Below are 17,899 nucleotides of genomic sequence, written 5' to 3' on the forward strand. Positions count from 1 at the left end.
GCGAGCAGACTGAGGCCATGGCAGCGCGACGGACGACGGACGTCCCGGCAGGGCTGGCGCCGATCCTGCTCCCGGGCGAGAACCTCGTGACCGCCGTCCGGGCGCACTGGGCCAAGCTCGCCGAGCCCGCGCTGACGGCCCTGCTCGGCTTCGTCGCCGCCGTCTGGGTCGACTCCAACGTGACCAAGTCGACCCAGGCCCTCGGCACGATCTTCTGGTGGCTCTTCTTCCTCCTGTTCGCGCGGCTGCTGTGGTGCGTCATCGACTGGCACCACAACTGGTTCGTCGCGACGGACAAGCGGCTGCTGCTGCGCTTCGGCCTCATCACCCACAAGGTCGCGATGATGCCGCTGCTCAAGGTCACCGACATGAGCTACGTCCGCTCAATCCCCGGCCAGTTCCTCGGCTACGGCAAGTTCGTCCTCGAGAGCGCCGGTCAGGACCAGGCCCTGCGCGAGGTCAAGTGGGTGCCCGACCCCGACCAGACCTACCGCGACATCTGCGCCGAGATCTTCCACATCGTCCCGCCTCCCGGTGACGAGGACTTCCAGGAGCTCGACGACGACTTCCCGGACGACCCGCGAGGGCCCGGCGGCCCACCGGCGCCGCAGCCCCCGTCGAGCCCGATCACGCCCGGCGGCAGCAGCTTCCCCGACGTCCACCGCACCCACAACCCGATCCAGGACCGCCTCGACTCGTACTCAAGGGCCGTGCCGATCCAACGCCCGTCGGACCGTCCCGAGACCGTCTACGAGAGCAACGACATCAAGCGCCGCCGCCGCGGAGCCGACACCGGGCCCATCTGGCCCCGCGGCGACGACTGAGCCGAGGCAGGCGCACGGCTACGGGGCTACGGCCACGGGCGCAAGACACCCGGGGGCAGGGCTCGCCGGTGACCCGGTGCACCGATAGTTTGTGGTGATCCGCCTGTCATCGCCGACCGCTCGGAGGTACGCATGAGTGTCTTTCGCACGAAGTCGATCGAGGCCTCGATGGCCTCGGCCGAGGAATCCGACCACCACCTCAAACGGCGCCTCTCAGCCCTCGACCTCACCGTCTTCGGCGTCGGCGTCATCATCGGCGCCGGCATCTTCACGCTGACCGGTCGGGCAGCCAAGGACTACGCCGGCCCCGCCATCGCGCTCTCGTTCGTCGTCGGCGCTGTGGTCTGCGGGCTCGCGGCGCTCTGCTACGCGGAGTTCGCGTCCACGGTCCCGATCTCAGGCTCGGCCTACACGTTCTCCTACGCGACCCTCGGTGAGCTCATCGCCTGGATCATCGGCTGGGACCTCCTCCTCGAGCTCATGCTCGGTGCGAGTGTCGTGGCACAGGGGTGGTCGACCTACCTCGTGAAGCTGCTCGACCAGCTCGGCATCACCTGGCCGGAGAGTCTCGCTCCCGGCTCGCACTTCGACCTGCCCGCGTTCATCCTCATCGCCCTGCTGACGACCCTCGTGGCCATCGGCATCAAGGAGTCCCTGCGGGTCAACCTGGTACTGGTCGCCATCAAGCTCTTCATCGTCCTCTTCGTCATCTTCGCGGGCATCGGCTTCATCAACCGCGACAACTGGACGCCGTTCATCCCGCCGTCGCAGCCGGGCGCGGCGGCGTCCGGCCTGACGACGCCGCTCTTCCAGGCCATCACCGGCGTCGAACCGGTCACCTTCGGCGTGCTCGGCATCATGAGCGGCGCCGCGGTCGTCTTCTTCGCCTACATCGGCTTCGACGTCGTCGCGACGACGGCCGAGGAGGCCAAGAACCCGCAGCGGGACCTGCCCATCGGCATCATCGGCTCGCTCGTCATCTGCACCGTGCTCTACATGGCGGTCTCGCTCGTCATCACCGGCATGGTCAAGTACAACAAGATCGACCCGGACGCCGCCTTGGCCTCTGCCTTCACGTCGGTCGGCAAGGACGGCTACGCCACCTTGATATCGGCGGGCGCCGTGGCCGGCCTCACGACGGTGGTCATGACACTGCTCATCGGCGCGACGCGCGTGACGTTCGCGATGAGCCGTGACCGCCTCATCCCGGGCACCCTGGGTCGGACCAACGAGCGCACCGGCACGCCGGTCAAGCTCACGGTCATCATCGGTTCGGTCGTCGCGCTCATCGCCGCGCTGACCCCGATCGGCAAGCTCGAGGAGATGGTCAACATCGGCACGCTGACCGCCTTCATGCTCGTGTCGATCGCGATACCGATCCTGCGCAAGCGCCGCCCCGATTTGAAGCGCGCCTTCAAGGTGCCGGGCAGCCCGGTCGTCCCGTGGCTGTCGGCGGTGATGTGCTTCTACCTGATCCTCAACCTGTCGATCGAGACCTGGATCCGCTTCATCGTGTGGATGGCGATCGGTTTCATCATCTACTTCGCCTACTCCCGTCACAACAGCAAGCTCGCCAAGGGGGAGCCCGAGTCGGGCCTCGAGGGCAGACCCGAGATGCTCAGCGGCCGCTGACGGCGGTTCTTGCTGCCCCTCCGCCCACTTCTCACGCCGAACGCGGCGTTCGATCTCGAACTCAGTGTTAGAACACGGTTTTCGCGATCGAACGCCGCGTTCGGTCGTTGAGGGGGAGCTTTTCCACAGGCGCAAAACGCAGCGAGGGCGTATGCCGTCAGCATGGATCGATGAACTTGCGCCATCTCGTACCTTCCGGGGTCTTCTCGACGGCCACGGCCAGGGCAAACGGCATCAGCGGCGCTCTGCTGCGTTCTCTCGTCGCCGCCGGTTCCTGCCATCCGCTGCACCGCGGCTGGTACTCACTGGAGAGGCCCACATCGGACCGGCACCGTCACCTGCTGCGCGTCACGGCGCTCCTGGAGGAGTACGACGGCCAGGTGATGGCGTCACACGGTTCGGCGGTCGCATTGCTGGGCCTGCCCGACGAGGAGGTCGACTGGGGCACGGTCCATCTCATGTGGCGTTCACCGGACGCGCAGTTCCGCGCCTTCAGTCGGGTCCACATCCATGAGCTCATCGAGCATCCACTGCTCAGGCACGGCACGACGGCCGTGGACCCTGCACTCGCCGCGCTCCAAGTCGGTCTCCGCAGCCAGCTCGCGATGCTCGTGGTGGCCGACCACTGTCTGCACCGAGGGCTGACAACCGTCCAGGCGCTCCGCGCCGCTGCGGGGGGACTCTCCGGTCAGCGCGGCGTGACACGCGCGAGGGCCGCGCTGCCCTGGTGCGACGGCAGGCACGAGTCCCCGGGCGAGACCCTCACTGCGCTGACACTGCGCCGGCTCGGCTACGCCGTCACGCCACAGCACCACATCGAACGCGTCGAGCACCCCGGCAGGCACTACGTCGCCGACTTCGTCATCGACGGCACCAACGTGCTCGTTGAGTTCGACGGCAAGACCAAGTACGACCCCGACTCGAACCCGGATGCGGCGCGGGCCAACTTCAAGGAGAAGCTGCGTGAGGACGAGCTCCGACGACTCGGTTACCGGGTCGTTCGTCTCACCCGAGCCGACCTGGCACGTCCGGCACTGGTCAGGGCTCGCGTCGAAGCCGCACTCAGAGACTCGCGACTCGACGCCGGCTGACCCCCTCCACCTCCCGAACGCCGCGTTCGATCGCGAACTCAGTGTTAGAACACAGCTTTCGAGACCGAACGCGGCGTTCGGTGGGGACGGGACGGTGAGCCGGGACGGTGAGCCGGGGCGGCTGGGCGACTGGGCGGCTGGGCGACTGGGCGACTGGGCGGCTGGGCGGCTGGGCGACTGGGCGACGGTGACCGGTCAGAGGGCCTTGATGATGTCCTCGACGCGTTCCTTGGCGTCGCCGAAGAGCATGGCCGAGTTGTCGCGGAAGAAGAGCGGGTTCTGCACGCCCGCGTAGCCGGTGTTCATCGAGCGTTTGAACACGACGACGTCCTTGGCGTTCCAGACCTCGAGCACCGGCATGCCGGCGATCGGCGAGGTGGGGTCCTCCTCGGCGGCCGGGTTGACGGTGTCGTTGGCGCCGATGACGAGCACGACGTCGGTGGCCGGGAAGTCGTCGTTGATCTCGTCCATCTCCAGGACGATGTCGTAGGGCACCTTCGCCTCGGCGAGCAGCACGTTCATGTGCCCGGGAAGGCGCCCGGCGACCGGGTGGATGCCGAACCGGACCTCGACGCCGCGCTCGCGCAGCTTCGCGGTCAGGTCGGCGACCGGGTACTGCGCCTGCGCGACGGCCATCCCGTAGCCGGGGGTGATGACCACCGTCGAGGCGTGCGTGAGCAGGTCGGCGACCTCCTCGGCGTTGGTCTCGCGGTGCTCGCCGTAGTCGACGTCGGTGTCGCTGACCGCACCGTCGGAGCCGAAGCCCCCGGCGATCACGGACACGAACGACCGGTTCATCGCCTTGCACATGATGTAGGAGAGGTACGCACCGGAGGAGCCGACGAGGGCGCCGGTGACGATGAGCAGGTCGTTGCCGAGCATGAAGCCCGCGGCTGCGGCGGCCCACCCGGAGTAGCTGTTGAGCATCGAGACGACGACCGGCATGTCGCCGCCACCGATCGAGGCGACCAGGTGCCACCCGAACGCCAGCGCGATCACGGTCATCACCGCCAGCGGCACGATCGAGTGCGACGCCACGAACCAGACCAGCAGCCCGGCCGACACGACGACCGCGGCGAGGTTGAGCCAGTGCCGGGCCGGCAGCATCAGCGGCTTGCTCGAGATCCGTGCGGACAGCTTGAGGAAGGCGACGATCGACCCGGTGAAGGTCACGGCACCGATGAAGACCCCGAGGAAGATCTCGACGAGGTGCACGCCGTCGGACCCCTCCGCGCCGGTGGCGAGGAAGGTGTTGAAGCCGACGAGCACCGCGGCCGCACCGACGAAGCTGTGCAGCATCGCGATCAGCTCGGGCATGCCGGTCATCTCCACGATCCGGGCCCGCCAGATGCCGATCGACGCCCCGATCGCCATGGCCACCGCGATGAGCGCCCAGTTCAGGGCGCTCGACCCGCGCAGCGCCAGCCACAACGTCGCGACCAGCGCCAGCGCCATGCCGATCATGCCCAGGACGTTGCCGTCGCGGGCGGTCTCGTGCTTCGACAGGCCGGCCAGCGAGAGGATGAAGAGCAGGGCAGCGACGATGTAGGCCGCGCTGATCAGTGCGATGTCCACGTGCGGTCAGCCCTTCCGGAACATCGTGAGCATGCGGCGGGTCACGAGGAAGCCGCCGAAGATGTTGATGCTGGCGATGAGGGTCGCGAGGAAGGCGAGCACGAGGATCGTCCCGGACATCCCGCCGGCCCACTGGCCGAGCTGGATCAGCGCGCCGAGGACGATGATGCCGCTGATCGCGTTCGTCACCGACATCAGCGGCGTGTGCAGCGCGTGGTGCACGTGCCCGATGACGTAGTAGCCCACGACGACCGCCAGCGCGAACACCGTGAAGTGCCCGAGGAAGCTCGCCGGTGAGAACGCCGCGACGAGGGCGAAGACCGCCGCGCCGATCCCCATCCCCACATACCTCCGGCGTGGGTCCTTCGGCGGCTCAGGCTCTTTCGCCACTGCCTTCGAGGACGAAGCCACCGGGACGGGGGCCGCGCTGACGGGGATCGCCGGCGGCGGCCACAACAGCTCACCGTCACGGGCGACCGTCATGTTCCGCTGCACGACGTCGTCGAAGTCCAGCACGACCTGCCCGTCCTTGCCCGGCGTCAGCAGCTTCATCAGGTTGACGAGGTTGGTGCCGTAGAGCTGGGAGGCCTGCGTGGGCAACCGCGCCGCCAGGTCGGTGTAGCCGATGATCTTGACGCCGTTCGCGGTGACGACCAGCTCGTCGGCGACCGCGCCCTCGACGTTGCCGCCGTTGCTGGCGGCCATGTCGACGATGACCGAGCCCGGCTTCATGGAGGCCACCATCTCGGCCGTGATGAGCCGCGGCGCCGGCCGCCCGGGGATCAGCGCGGTCGTGACGATGATGTCGACGTCGGGAGCCTGGGCGGCATACAGCTCGGCGGCGCGCCGGTTGTACTCCTCGCCCATCTCCTTGGCGTAGCCGTCGCTCGATGCCGCGGCCTCGTCGACCTCGGGCATCTGCACGGGGAGGAAGTCGGCACCCATCGACTCGACCTGCTCGGCGACCTCGGCCCGGGCGTCGGTCGCGCGCACGATCGCGCCGAGCGAGCGTGCCGTGCCGATGGCGGCCAGGCCGGCGACGCCGGCGCCGGCTACGAGCACCTTGGCCGGCGGCACCTTGCCGGCTGCCGTGACCTGGCCGGTGAAGAACGACCCGAACTCGTGCGCCGCCTCGACCACGGCGCGGTAGCCGGCGATGTTGGCCATCGACGAGAGCACGTCGAGGGACTGGGCCCGGCTGATGCGCGGGACGGCGTCCATCGCCATCGCCGTCACGCCGGCGGCGCGCAGCTTCTCGACGAGGTCGGGGCTGATCGCCGGGGCCATGAGCGAGACGAGGACGGTTCCGGCACGCAGCCGGGCGATCTCGTCGTCAGACGGTGCGTTGACCTTGTGCACGATCGCCGAGCCCCACGCTTCGGCGCCGTCGACCACGCGAGCACCCGCGGCCGCATACGCCTCGTCGGAGAAGCTCGCCGCCTCGCCCGAGCCCGCCTCGACGGCGACGTCGTAGCCGAGGCCGACGAGCTTCTCGACCGTCGCGGGCGTCGCGGCCACCCGCGTCTCACGGGCACGGGTCTCGCGTGGAACACCGATCAGCACGCTGGCTCCTTCGGGCTCGGTGAGGGGGCGCTGGTTCACGAACCTACGGCACGACGCACGGGTAGCGGCTGCTCTGCCAGCCACATCACACCAGAGCGACGCACGACGACCGGGGACGTCTCTGATCGTGGGCAGTTCGCGGGGTCAGTGTGACGGAGCTCGCCGGTTGAGGCTGAACACCTCGGGTGGCGGCTTCTGGTCGGACTCGAGCCTCCGGTAGGCCGTCGGTGTCGTGCCGACCTCGGCGAGGAACTGGCGGTTGAAGTTGGCCATGTTGTTGTAGCCGCTCATGGCGGCGACCTGGGCGACGGAGTCCTCGGTGGTGTCGAGCAGCCTTCGCGCATAGGCGATCCGCAGCTTCTTGACCATGCTCGAGAAGGTCATGCCGGTGGCGGTCTTGAAGTACTTGGAGAACGTCGGCTCGGACATGTACGCCAGGCGCGCGGCCGTCGACAGCCGGATGTCGCCGGTGAGGTTGTCGAAGATGTAGCTGAGCCCTGCCTCCCCCGCGTCGCGCGAGGCGGCGTCGGTCGGTCGGCCCATCCACTCGCTGGCCACGAGCTCGTACTCCTCGGTGGGGGCGTGCGCGAAGAGCGCGAGCAGCTTGAGCAGGTGGCCGATCTGTTCTGTGCCGTGACTGTGCACGCACGCGATGATCGTCTCGGCGGCACGCCACGCGGTCGCGCCGGAGAACACCAGCCCTCGCGTGGAGCGCTGCAGCATCTCCGAGACCTCGGCCAGCTCCGGGATGAGCTCCATGACCCCGCGTACCCACTCGTCGCTGAACTGGATGACGGCGTCGCGGTCGACGGCCACCTGCCCCTCGTCGAGGTCGCTGACCCAGTCGTGCGGCAAGTTCGGCCCGATCAGGCTGACGTGGCCGGGCGCGAAGGTGCCGATGTGGTCGCCGGCGATGAAGCTGCCGCGGGTCTTCGTGATGAGGTGGATCTCGTACTCCGGATGGGCTCCCCAGCCGCAGATCTCGCTCGGGAAGTCGTGGGTGAGCACCCGGATCGACGCCTGGGGGTGGTGCGGGATGTACTCACGCCGGATCGTCTGGCCCAGCAACGCGGCGGGTGTCAGGGAGCGCGCCGACTCCTCGTCGCGCCGACCGGCGTCGCCGGTGTCGGATTTCTCGTCCGATCGATACGAAATCTTGGCCTCCTTCGCCGTCTGGGACCGCGTTGTCACCACCTCGTGCGGGAGCGTGACCGATGTGTCCCCTGCGGCCACCACCCGTGCGAAAAATCGTATCAATGACTGAGGGCTCACGGCGTTGTTGAGCTCGAGATCGCTTCATTACCGTTCCGGCAAGTTCTCGTCAAGAACGCCGGCGGATCTCACATCCGCTCGGGGCACGGCTGCCCCACCGGACTCGCAGACCGGGCTGACGGAACGAGGAATGCCTACCAAAGGAGTTGGGAATGCTTGCGAACAAGCGCATGCTCGCGCTGGGGACGGGCGCCGTGGCAATCGCCATGACGGTGGCAGCCTGTTCGTCGGGGGCCGTGCAGTCCGGCGGCGGGTCCACCGGAGCCGGCGGAACCGTCACCCTCAACGTGGCCACGGTGAACAACGCCCAGATGAAGGACATGGAAAAGCTCAAGACCGAGTACGAGACGGCCAACCCCGGCACCAAGGTCAACTTCCAGGTCATGGAGGAGGGGGACCTCCGCGCGGCCGTGACGGCCGACGTCGCCAGTGGCGCCGGGCAGTACGACATCGTGACCATCGGTGCGTACGAGACCCCGCAGTGGGGCGCCAACGGATGGCTCGTGGACCTCACCCCCTCGCTGCAGTCGGACGCGTCCTACGACGTGAACGACCTGCTCCCGCCCGTGCGCGCCGTCAACACGTTCGACAACAAGCTCTTCGCTGTCCCGTTCTACGGCGAGTCCTCGATCCTCATGTACAACAAGGAGATTCTCGACAAGGCCGGCGTCAAGCTGTCCCAGAACCCGACGTGGCAGGAGGTCGCCGACGCGGCGAAGAAGGTCAACACCGCCGACATGGCGGGGATCTGCATGCGCGGCAAGCCGGGCTGGGGAGACCTCTTCGCCCCACTCACCACGGTGGTCCAGACCTTCGGCGGCAGCTGGTACGACGGCAGCTGGAAGGCCACGGTCAACACCCCGGAGTGGAAGGAAGCCGTCAGCTTCTACAAGAAGATGCTCGACGACTCGGGCGAGAAGGACCCCGTCTCCTACAGCTTCAACGAGTGCCTCACCGCCCTGAAGGAGGGCAAGGCCGCGATGTGGGCCGACGCCTCCGTCGCCGCCTCGATGCTCGAGGCGGCCGACTCACCGGTGAAGGGCAAGATGGGCTACGCCCACATGCCGGTCAGCAAGACGAAGGAGTCCGGCTGGCTCTGGAGCTGGAACCTCGCCATCCCCGCGTCGACGAAGCAGAAGGACGCAGCGATCAAGTTCGTCAAGTGGGCCACGAGCAAGGACTACATCAAGCTCGTCGGTACGAAGATCGGCTGGTCCAACGTCCCGCCCGGCTCGCGCACCTCGACCTACCAGCTGCCCGAGTACAAGGACGCCGCCAAGGCGTACGCGCCGATCACCCTCGACGTGATGAGCTCGGTCAACCCGAAGCAGCCGGGCGTCAACCCACAGCCCTGGGTCGGCATCCAGTACGTCTCGATCCCCGAGTTCCAGGACGTCGGCAACCAGTGCGCCCAGCTCGTCGCGGACTACCTGGCCAACCGCGGCACGGTCGACGACGCCCTCGGCAAGTGCCAGAGCATCGCCCAGCAAGCAGGCGACAAGCACAAGAAGTGACGTCCTTGTGACGTGGTGCCGGGTCCGGCACGCACCGGGCCCGGCACCACCCACCTTCTCCGACCCCCGCAGTCGCACGAGGGAGTGCTGACATGACAACCACGACCACCCCGCAACCCACCGAGCTCGACAACGTCCGAGCCGTGATCGCGACGGACAAGCGCCGAGTGCAGCGCAAGGAGCTCTGGCGAAACCGGAGCCTGGTGCTGCCCGCGGTCATCTTTCTCATCCTGCTCACGCAGATCCCGTTCCTCACCACCATCGGCTTCTCGCTGACGAAGTGGAACCTGCTCTACCCCAACGAGCGTGCCTTCGCGGGGTTCGACAACTACACGAGCGCACTGACCTCGGGGGACCTGTGGCCCTCGATCGTGGCCACCGTGCTCATCACTGCCTTCTCCGTGACCCTCGCGGTCCTCTTCGGACTGCTCTTCGCGGTCCTGCTCGACCGCCAGTTCCACGGGCGGGCCGTGGCCCGGACTCTGATGATCACTCCGTTCCTCATCATGCCGGCGGCCGCGGCGCTCATCTGGAAGTACTCGATGTTCGACACGAACATCGGAATGCTCAACTGGCTCTTCCGTGCGCTGCACCTGCCGGTCGTGTCGTGGAGCACCGAGCACCCGATGATGACAGTCATCATCGTGCTGACGTGGCAGTTCACCCCGTTCATGATGCTGATCCTCCTGGCCGGGCTGCAGGGCCAGGACAAGGGCATCCTCGAAGCGGCCCAGGTCGACGGCGCCGGCACGTGGCGCACGTTCACCTGGATCACGCTGCCCCACCTACGGATGTACATCGAGATCGGGGTGCTCCTCGGCTCGGTCATCATCCTGCAGGTCTTCGACCCGATCGCCATCCTCACCAAGGGCACGGGCGGCACGAAGACCCTCGCGTACCTCCTCTACGAGCGAGCCTTCATCGGCCTCGACGTCGGGCAGGCAGCGGCGTACGGCGTCGTGACCGTCGTCCTCACGATCATCATCGCGACCATCGCGCTCAAGAGCGTCTTCAAGGTCTTCATGGCAGGAGCAAGCCGATGAACAGCTCGACCCGCTCGGCTCGCGGGGCCCTCGTCACCCTCCTCACCTGGGTCCTCGTCCTCGTCTTCTTCTTCCCCGTCCTGTGGATGTTCCTCAACGGGTTCAAGCCGGAGTCGTTGGCGTCGTCCGTCAACCCGTCGTTCATCTTCAAGCCCGTCACAGAGGGCTACCGGCTCGCCATGGACCGCGGGATGGCCGGCTACCTCCAGAACTCGCTGACCGCGGCGGTGACCTCCACGGTCATCTCGGTGCTCCTCGCGATCCCGGCCGCGTACGCGCTCTCGATCCGGCGGGTGAAGAACGTCCAGAACTCCCTGTCGTTCTTCATCTCGACCCGGTTCATGCCGCTCGCTGCGATCGTGCTGCCGCTCTTCATGATCTTCAAGACCGTCGGGCTGCTCGACAACATCTACGTCCTCGCCATCGTCTACGGCGCGATGAACCTGCCCGTGACGGTGTGGATGATGCGGTCGTTCCTCCTCGAGGTCCCGTTCGAGATCATCGAGGCGGCCCGCGTCGACGGTGCCGGGATGTTCCGCGAGATCGTGCGGATCGTCCTGCCGCTCGTCCTGCCCGGTGTCGCGGCCGCAGCCCTCATCAGCTTCATCTTCGCGTGGAACGAGTACTTCCTCGCACTGCTGCTGACCAGCTCGGCCGCCCGCACGACCCCGCCCTTCCTCGGAAGCTTCGTCGACGGTCGAGGACAGTTCCTCGCCGTCCTCTCGGCGGCCGCGACGATCGCCGCGCTGCCGGTCATCATCGCCGGCTGGGTGGCGCAGAAGCAGCTCGTCCGTGGCCTCTCGATGGGAGCGATCAAGTGACCGGGACCGCCATCCGACCCGAAGGGAGGACCGCCATGGACCACGCTCGCAGCCTCGAGGACACGGTCGTCGTCGTCACCGGCGCCGGCGGCGGCATCGGCGGCGCCATCACTCGGCTGGTCCTCGAGGCCGGGGGCCGTGTCGTCGCCGGCGACCTGCGGCCCGACGCGCTCGCCCCACTCCGCGACACGTGGGACGAGGACCGCCTCACCACCCACGTCGGCGACGTCAGGGGCGAGGCCACAGCAGACGCGCTCGTCAGCGCCGGTGTCGCAGCCTTCGGCCGCATCGACTCCGTGGTCGCCAACGCAGCTGTCGGCTTCTACGGCGGGCTGCTCGACTACTCGGCGGACGAGGTCTCCCTCATGGTGGACGTCAACGTCAAGGGCACGGTCTGGCTGGCCCGAGCCGCGGTGCGCCAGTTCCGGGCCCAGGGCGAAGGCGGCGACATCGTCATCATCGGGTCGGTGGCCGGGCTCCTGATCGGCGGCGCCAAGGAGGCGGTGTACGCCGCGACCAAGGGGGCGCAGATCAACCTGGGCTACGCCCTCGACCGTGAGCTGCGCGGCGAGGGCATCCGGACGACGACGATCGCGCCGGCCGGCGTCAACACCGCCTTCGCCGCGGCCGACGGACGCTTCGGTGACCGCGACCCGTCCGACGGCGACTTCATGGAGCCGTCCGACATCGCGCAGGCCGTCACCTACACGCTGCGTCAGCCGCGAAGGATGCGGACCGAGCTGTGGACGATGTGGAGCATGTCCGAGTCCCATTGACCCTCACGTCGACCCCGTGGTGCGGGCCAGCCCCCACCACGGGGTCGACCACCCTTTCCACCTCCACCTTCGAGATCACGCAGAGGACCCATGACAACCACGCCCGCGCCTTCGTCATCGGCACCGACCCGTCTCCACACCGACGGTCTGGGCGCCCTCGCACCCGTGGTGGGCCGGCCGGCATACGACCGCAGCAAGGTCACCACGGGCATCGTGCACTTCGGCGTCGGAGGTTTCCACCGCGCGCACCAGGCGATGTACGTCGACCAGCTGATGGAGCAGGGCGAGGCGCTCGACTGGGGCATCTGCGGCGTCGGTGCCCTCCCCCACGACAGGCGGATCGTCGACACGCTCAGGGCGCAGGACGGCCTCTACACGCTCGTCGTCAAGCACCCTGACGGGCACCGCGAGCCGCGGGTCATCGGCAGCATCGTCGAGATGATGTTCGCGCCGGACGACCCCCAGGCCGTCGTCGACCGGCTCGCCGACCCTGCGACCCGGATCGTCAGCCTGACGATCACCGAGGGCGGCTACCTCGTCAACCAGGTGACGGGTGAGTTCGACGCCTCCGACCCGTCGATCCGGGCCGACCTCGAGGAGGGGGCGGTGCCGCGCTCGGTGTTCGGCTACGTCGTGGCCGGGCTCGCGGCGCGGCGGGCCGCCGGCCAGGGGCCGTTCACGGTGATGTCGTGCGACAACCTGCCCGGCAACGGCGACGTCGCGCGCAGGATGATGACGGCGTTCGCCCGGCTCAAGGACCCCGACCTCGCCGACTGGATGGACGAGCACGTGCAGTTCCCCAACTGCATGGTCGACCGCATCACGCCGGTGACGGCTCCCGAGGACATCGAGCGGCTCGCCGACGAGTTCGGCGTGGAGGACGGCTGGCCCGTGGTGTGCGAGCCGTTCACGCAGTGGGTGCTCGAGGACCACTTCACCGACGGACGCCCCCCGTTCGAGCACGTCGGCGTGCAGCTCGTCGATGACGTCGTGCCCTACGAGCTGATGAAGCTGCGGCTGCTCAACGCGAGCCACCAGGCGCTCTGCTACCTCGGCTACCTCTCCGGCTACCGCTATGCGCACGAGGTGTGCCAGGACCCGCTCTTCGTCGACTTCCTGCTCGCCTACATGGAGCGCGAGGGCAGCCCGACGCTGCCCGAGGTGCCCGGGGTCGACCTCGACGCGTACCGCCACCAGCTCATCGGGCGGTTCGCCAACCCCGAGGTGCGCGACACACTGGCGCGGCTGTGCGCCGAGTCGTCCGACCGCATCCCGAAGTGGCTCGTCCCGGTCATCAACGCGAACCTCGGGTCGGGTGGCGAGATCGAGCGCTCGGCGCTGGTCGTCGCCTCGTGGGCGCGCTACGCCGAGGGGGTCGACGAGCAGGGCGAGCCGATCGAGGTCGTCGACCGCATCAAGGACCGCGTCATGGCGGCCGCCGCCCGGCAGGGCGACGACCCCCTCGCGTTTCTGCGTGACCAGGACCTCTTCGGCGGGCTGGCCGACGACCCGCGGTTCGCCCAGGTGTTCACGGACGCACTCTCGGCCTTGCACGAGAAGGGCGCTCGGGAGACGCTGCAGTCATGGAGCACTCGGGTGAGCACGTGACCGACGGCCAGATCCTCGTCGCCGGGGTGGACAGCTCGACCCAGTCGACGAAGATCGTCGTGTGCGACGCCGAGACGGGCACGGTGGTGCGCATGGCACGGGCGCCTCACCCCGACGGCACCGAGGTGCATCCCGACCGGTGGTGGGAGGCGTTCGAGCAGGCCAGTGGCGGCGGCATCCTCGACGGGGTGGCCGCCGTCGCCGTGGGCGGGCAGCAGCACGGCATGGTGACGCTCGACGAGTCCGACACGGTGGTTCGTGACGCCCTCCTGTGGAACGACACGCGCAGCGCCCAGGCCGCCGGCGACCTCACCGACGAGCTCGGCGGCCCATCGGCCTGGGTCGACGCCGTCGGTCTCGTGCTCGTGCCGAGCTTCACCGTGACCAAGCTGCGCTGGCTCGCCGAGCACGAGCCGGAGAATGCAGCCCGCGTCGCCCGAGTCGTGCTCCCCCACGACTGGCTGACCGGCCGGATCCTCCAGCAGGGCAACGGTTTCGACCAGTGGACGACCGACCGCGGCGACGCCTCCGGCACCGGCTACTGGTCGGCCGCCACCGGCGACTACCGTCCCGACCTGCTGGAGCGGGCTTTCGGCCGCGCCCTCGCGGTGCCGCACGTGCTCGAGCCGGCGCAAGCCGCTGGGCGCACGTCCGACGGCATGCTCGTCGCTGCCGGCACCGGCGACAACATGGGGGCGGCCCTCGGCCTGACGCTGCACCCCGGCGACGTCGTCGTCTCCCTGGGCACGAGCGGGACCGTCTTCACGCCACACCGCTCCGCGATCCGCGACGAGACGGGGGCCGTCGCCGGGTTCGCCGACGCGACCGGGCACCACCTTCCGCTCATGTGCACCCTCAACGCCGCGCGGGTGCTGACGGCGGCCGCCTCGATGCTCGGCGTCGACCTTGCCGAGCTCGACCGCCTTGCACTGCAAGCCTCTCCGGGCGCAGGCGGACTGAGCCTGCTGCCCTACCTCGACGGCGAGAGGACGCCGGACCTCCCCGACGCCACCGGCACGATCAGTGGGCTCACCCGAGCCAACTCGACGCCCGAGAACCTCGCCCGGGCCGCGGTCGAGGGGATGCTGTGCAACCTCGTCGCCGGCGTCGACGCCCTGCGCGAGCACGACGTCTCCGTCGACCGCGTGCTGCTCATCGGCGGCGCCGCCGCGTCACGGGCCGTGCGCGAGATCGCGCCAGGGCTCTTCCGAGCGCCGGTGGTCGTGCCGGCGCCGGCCGAGTACGTCGGCGTGGGAGCTGCACGCCAGGCCGCGTGGGCTCTCGCCGGTGAGGCCGACCCGCCGACCTGGTCGCTCGAGATCGACTCGGAGTATGCCGTGTCACCTGGTGACCCCGAGGCGCACGCCGCCGTCGTGGCGCGCTACCAGGACCTCCTCGCGCGCACGCACGGCCGCTGACGGCGGCGACAGCCCCGGTCGCTCCCCGGTTCGATGTATTGCTCGATGTGTTCCGCGGTCACCCCTGACCGCGGAACACATCGAACCGGGGCCTCAGCGGTACTCGGGGTTGTGCCAGCCGAAGTGGTCGCCCTCGTTCCAGGCCGACCGCTGGTTGCCGTATGCCGGCACGCCGCCCACGTCGTGCAGCATCCTCGCGAGGTGCATGAGGTTCCACGTCATGAAGGTCGTGTTGCGGTTGGTGAAGTCGTTCTCGGGGCCCCCGCTGCCCGGGTCGAGGTAGCTCGGCCCGGGGCCCGCCTCGCCGATCCAACCAGCGTCGGCGTTGGGCGGGATCGTGTAGCCGACGTGCTGCAGGCTGTAGAGCACGTTCTGGGCGCAGTGCTTGATGCCGTCCTCGTTTCCGGTGATGAGGCACCCGGCGACCCGACCGTAGAAGAGGTACTGCCCCTTCTCGTTGAGCTGTCCGCTCAACGAGTAGATCCGCTCGATGAAGCGCTTGGTGATGCTCGAGTTGTCGCCCAGCCAGATCGGTCCCGCGACGACGAGGATCTGGCTGTCGAGGATGCCCGGGTAGAGGTCCGGCCAGGCATCGGCCTCCCAGCCGTGCTCACGCATGTCGGGGTAGACGCCGGTGGCGACGTCATGGTCGACGAAACGGATCTCGTCGACCTCGACGCCGTGCTCGCGCATGATGGCCGCGCTGGCGGCGACGAGCCCCTGGGTGTGGCTCTGCTCCGGGCTCTTCTTGAGGGTGCAGTTGACGTAGGTGGCCTTGAGGCCGGTGAAGTCCCACTCGCTCATGGTCCGACTGTCCTCCCCCTCGTGCCGGGTGACAGGGAATCGGCCACACTCGGACGGAGCGGCACTCGCCTCACATCTGCTCGGGAGACTCCAGGCCGAGCAGGTCGAGGCCGGTCGTCATGACCCGGAAGACGAGGGCGCACAGCGTGAGCCTCGACTCCTTGGCCTCGTCGAGGTCGGCCTTGAGCACCGGGCAGTTCTCGTAGAACGCCGAGAACGTCTGGGCCAGCTCGAACAGGTATGCCGCGAGCCGGTGCGGCTCGTACGTGGCGCCCACCTCGGCCACGACGTCCCCGAAGCCGAGCAGGTGCATCGCGAGGGCACGCTCGTACGCCTCGCGGACCAGGAGGGGTGCGTGCTGGTCGAGTGGCTCGTTTCCGATCTGCCGGAAGATCGACCGGATGCGCGCGACGACGTACTGGAGGTACGGGCCCGTGTTGCCGGTCAGCGCGACCATGCGGTCGAGGTCGAAGACGTACTCGCTGTCGTGCGCGACCGACAGGTCGGCGTACTTCACGGCGCCGATGCCGATCTGGCGCGCGATCGTCGCCCGGGTCTCGTCGTCGAGTTCGGGCCGGGTCTCGTCGATGACCGCCTGCGCCTTCTCGACGGCCTCCTCGAGCAGCGCCATGAGCCGCAGCGGCTTGCCCGAGCGGGTCTTCAGGATCTTGCGGTCGTCGCCGAGCACGTTGCCGATCTGCACGTGGACGGGCACGACGTCGTCGGGGAGCCAGCCGGCCTTGCGGGCGGTGTCCCAGACCATGTTGAGGTGCAGCGACTGCGGCGCCCCGATGACGTAGAGCACGCGGTGCGCACCGAGGTCGTGCACGCGGTACTTGATGGTCGCGAGATCGGTTGTGGCATAACCGTATCCGCCGTCGGACTTGCGGATGATGAGCGGCACCGGCTTGCCCTCGCGGCCCGTGTAGCCGTCGAGGAAGACGCAGAGGGCGCCCTCCGACACCTCGGCGATGCCGCTGGACTCGAGCTCCGCGCAGATGCCGGGGAGCGCGTCGTTGTACATCGACTCGCCTGCGAGGTGCAGGTCGGTCAACGTCACGCCGAGGGTCGAGTAGAGCTTGTTGAAGTAGACCTTCGAGAGGTCGACGAGCTCGTTCCAGAGCCGCAGGGTCTCGGGGTCTCCGGCCTGCAGGCTCACGACCCGCGACCGAGCACGCACGTTGAAGTCGCCTGCGCTGCCGGCCGGTTCGGCCTTCTCGGCCGTGTCGAACTTGACGCGGGCCGACTGGTAGAAGGCGTTCGGGTCGGTGACGAGCAGCCCGGCCTCGTCGGAGCCCTCACCGACCTCGAGCAGGTGCTCGATGAGCATGCCGAACGGCGTGCCCCAGTCGCCGATGTGGTTCTGCCGGATCACCTGGTGGCCCAGGTGCTCGAGCGTGCGGGCGATCGAGTCGCCGACGACGGTCGTGCGCAGGTGACCGACGTGCATCTCCTTGGCGACGTTGGGCGCCGAGTAGTCGATCGGGATGTTCTGCGCCGGCTCGAGGGCGACGCCGGTGCGCTCGTCGGCCTCGACGTCCTGGAGCAGGCCCGCCAGCCACGAGTCGGTGAAGGTGAGGTTGATGAAGCCCGGACCGCTCACCTCGACCTTGTCGCACACGCCGTGGAGGTCGAGCGCGGCGACGATCTTCGACGCGACGTCACGCGGCGGCATACCGACCTTCTTGGCCAGCGCCAGCGCGGCGTTGACCTGCACGTCGGCGAACTGCGACGGACGCAGCACCGGGTCGGCCTCGCGGAAGTCGTCGCCGAGAGCGGCGGCGATCGCGGACTGGACCTTGGGCGTGAGCGCGACGAGCGGTGAAACCATGCGGGCCAGTCTATGAGCGCCTGCGTCGTGCCCGCGCCACGGTTTCAGCCCGAGCGAGTGCAGCACGGCAGCGACGTCCGCCCGGTCGAGGTGGTCGCCCGCGAACGGCGGCTCACCCCGACCGGGC

Annotated in this window: 14 protein-coding genes; 9 read left to right on the forward strand and 5 right to left on the reverse strand. The window is 68.6% G+C overall.

Annotated elements, in window-relative coordinates; genetic code table 11:
* The first annotated feature begins 17 nt into the window (after positions 1-17).
* The 3 genes from AB4091_RS04010 (at position 18) to AB4091_RS04020 (ending at position 3,547) form a co-directional block, all read left to right on the forward strand.
* Entirely contained in the window at positions 18-824 is an 807-nt protein-coding gene (locus AB4091_RS04010; protein ID WP_442290437.1) for a PH domain-containing protein, read from the forward strand.
* A 132-nt stretch (positions 825-956) separates the two neighbouring features.
* Positions 957-2,456 (forward strand): amino acid permease, encoded by a 1,500-nt coding sequence (locus tag AB4091_RS04015; RefSeq protein WP_442290438.1) that lies wholly within the window; start codon positions 957-959, stop codon positions 2,454-2,456.
* A 170-nt stretch (positions 2,457-2,626) separates the two neighbouring features.
* A complete protein-coding gene (locus AB4091_RS04020) occupies positions 2,627-3,547 on the forward strand; it encodes a DUF559 domain-containing protein (protein WP_442290439.1) in 921 nt (306 codons plus the stop codon).
* A gap of 195 nt (positions 3,548-3,742) precedes the next feature.
* Here AB4091_RS04020 and pntB read toward each other — a convergent pair whose 3' ends face one another.
* From pntB to AB4091_RS04035, 3 genes are all read right to left on the reverse strand, one after another.
* A complete protein-coding gene (gene pntB / locus AB4091_RS04025; RefSeq protein WP_442290440.1) occupies positions 3,743-5,122 on the reverse strand; it encodes a Re/Si-specific NAD(P)(+) transhydrogenase subunit beta in 1,380 nt (459 codons plus the stop codon).
* 6 nt (positions 5,123-5,128) lie between these two features.
* Positions 5,129-6,685 (reverse strand): Re/Si-specific NAD(P)(+) transhydrogenase subunit alpha, encoded by a 1,557-nt coding sequence (locus AB4091_RS04030; RefSeq protein WP_442291387.1) that lies wholly within the window; start codon positions 6,683-6,685, stop codon positions 5,129-5,131.
* A 144-nt stretch (positions 6,686-6,829) separates the two neighbouring features.
* Positions 6,830-7,876: an AraC family transcriptional regulator gene (locus AB4091_RS04035; RefSeq protein WP_442290441.1), complete on the reverse strand. Its 1,047-nt coding sequence runs from the start codon at positions 7,874-7,876 to the stop codon at positions 6,830-6,832.
* A 233-nt stretch (positions 7,877-8,109) separates the two neighbouring features.
* On the opposite strand from AB4091_RS04035, the gene AB4091_RS04040 reads away from it, so the two are divergent.
* The 6 genes from AB4091_RS04040 to xylB all read left to right on the forward strand — a co-directional run bounded on the left by AB4091_RS04040 (position 8,110) and on the right by xylB (position 15,137).
* Positions 8,110-9,471, forward strand: coding sequence for an ABC transporter substrate-binding protein (locus AB4091_RS04040; protein ID WP_442290442.1), 1,362 nt, complete (start codon positions 8,110-8,112; stop codon positions 9,469-9,471).
* A gap of 92 nt (positions 9,472-9,563) precedes the next feature.
* Positions 9,564-10,514, forward strand: a complete 951-nt coding sequence (locus tag AB4091_RS04045; protein WP_442290443.1) for a carbohydrate ABC transporter permease — start codon at positions 9,564-9,566, stop codon at positions 10,512-10,514.
* Positions 10,511-11,335, forward strand: coding sequence for a carbohydrate ABC transporter permease (locus AB4091_RS04050; protein WP_442290444.1), 825 nt, complete (start codon positions 10,511-10,513; stop codon positions 11,333-11,335). Before AB4091_RS04045 ends, AB4091_RS04050 begins: the two co-directional genes overlap by 4 nt.
* A 35-nt stretch (positions 11,336-11,370) precedes the next feature.
* Positions 11,371-12,111 carry an SDR family oxidoreductase gene (locus tag AB4091_RS04055; protein WP_442290445.1) on the forward strand — a complete coding sequence of 247 codons (741 nt, stop codon included), beginning with the start codon at positions 11,371-11,373 and terminating at the stop codon, positions 12,109-12,111.
* Between the two features lie 90 nt (positions 12,112-12,201).
* Positions 12,202-13,719, forward strand: a complete 1,518-nt coding sequence (locus tag AB4091_RS04060; protein ID WP_442290446.1) for a mannitol dehydrogenase family protein — start codon at positions 12,202-12,204, stop codon at positions 13,717-13,719.
* Positions 13,695-15,137, forward strand: coding sequence for a xylulokinase (gene xylB, locus AB4091_RS04065; RefSeq protein WP_442290447.1), 1,443 nt, complete (start codon positions 13,695-13,697; stop codon positions 15,135-15,137). Before AB4091_RS04060 ends, xylB begins: the two co-directional genes overlap by 25 nt.
* Positions 15,138-15,230: 93 nt before the next feature.
* Here xylB and AB4091_RS04070 read toward each other — a convergent pair whose 3' ends face one another.
* Both AB4091_RS04070 and argS read right to left on the reverse strand, forming a co-directional pair.
* Positions 15,231-15,941 carry a flavodoxin family protein gene (locus AB4091_RS04070; RefSeq protein WP_442290448.1) on the reverse strand — a complete coding sequence of 237 codons (711 nt, stop codon included), beginning with the start codon at positions 15,939-15,941 and terminating at the stop codon, positions 15,231-15,233.
* 70 nt (positions 15,942-16,011) lie between these two features.
* A complete protein-coding gene (gene argS / locus AB4091_RS04075) occupies positions 16,012-17,772 on the reverse strand; it encodes an arginine--tRNA ligase (RefSeq protein WP_442290449.1) in 1,761 nt (586 codons plus the stop codon).
* Between the last annotated feature and the right edge of the window lie 127 nt (positions 17,773-17,899).

Origin of the sequence: Terrabacter sp. 2RAF25 (assembly GCF_052115265.1) — a bacterium.
Lineage (GTDB): Bacteria > Actinomycetota > Actinomycetes > Actinomycetales > Dermatophilaceae > Terrabacter.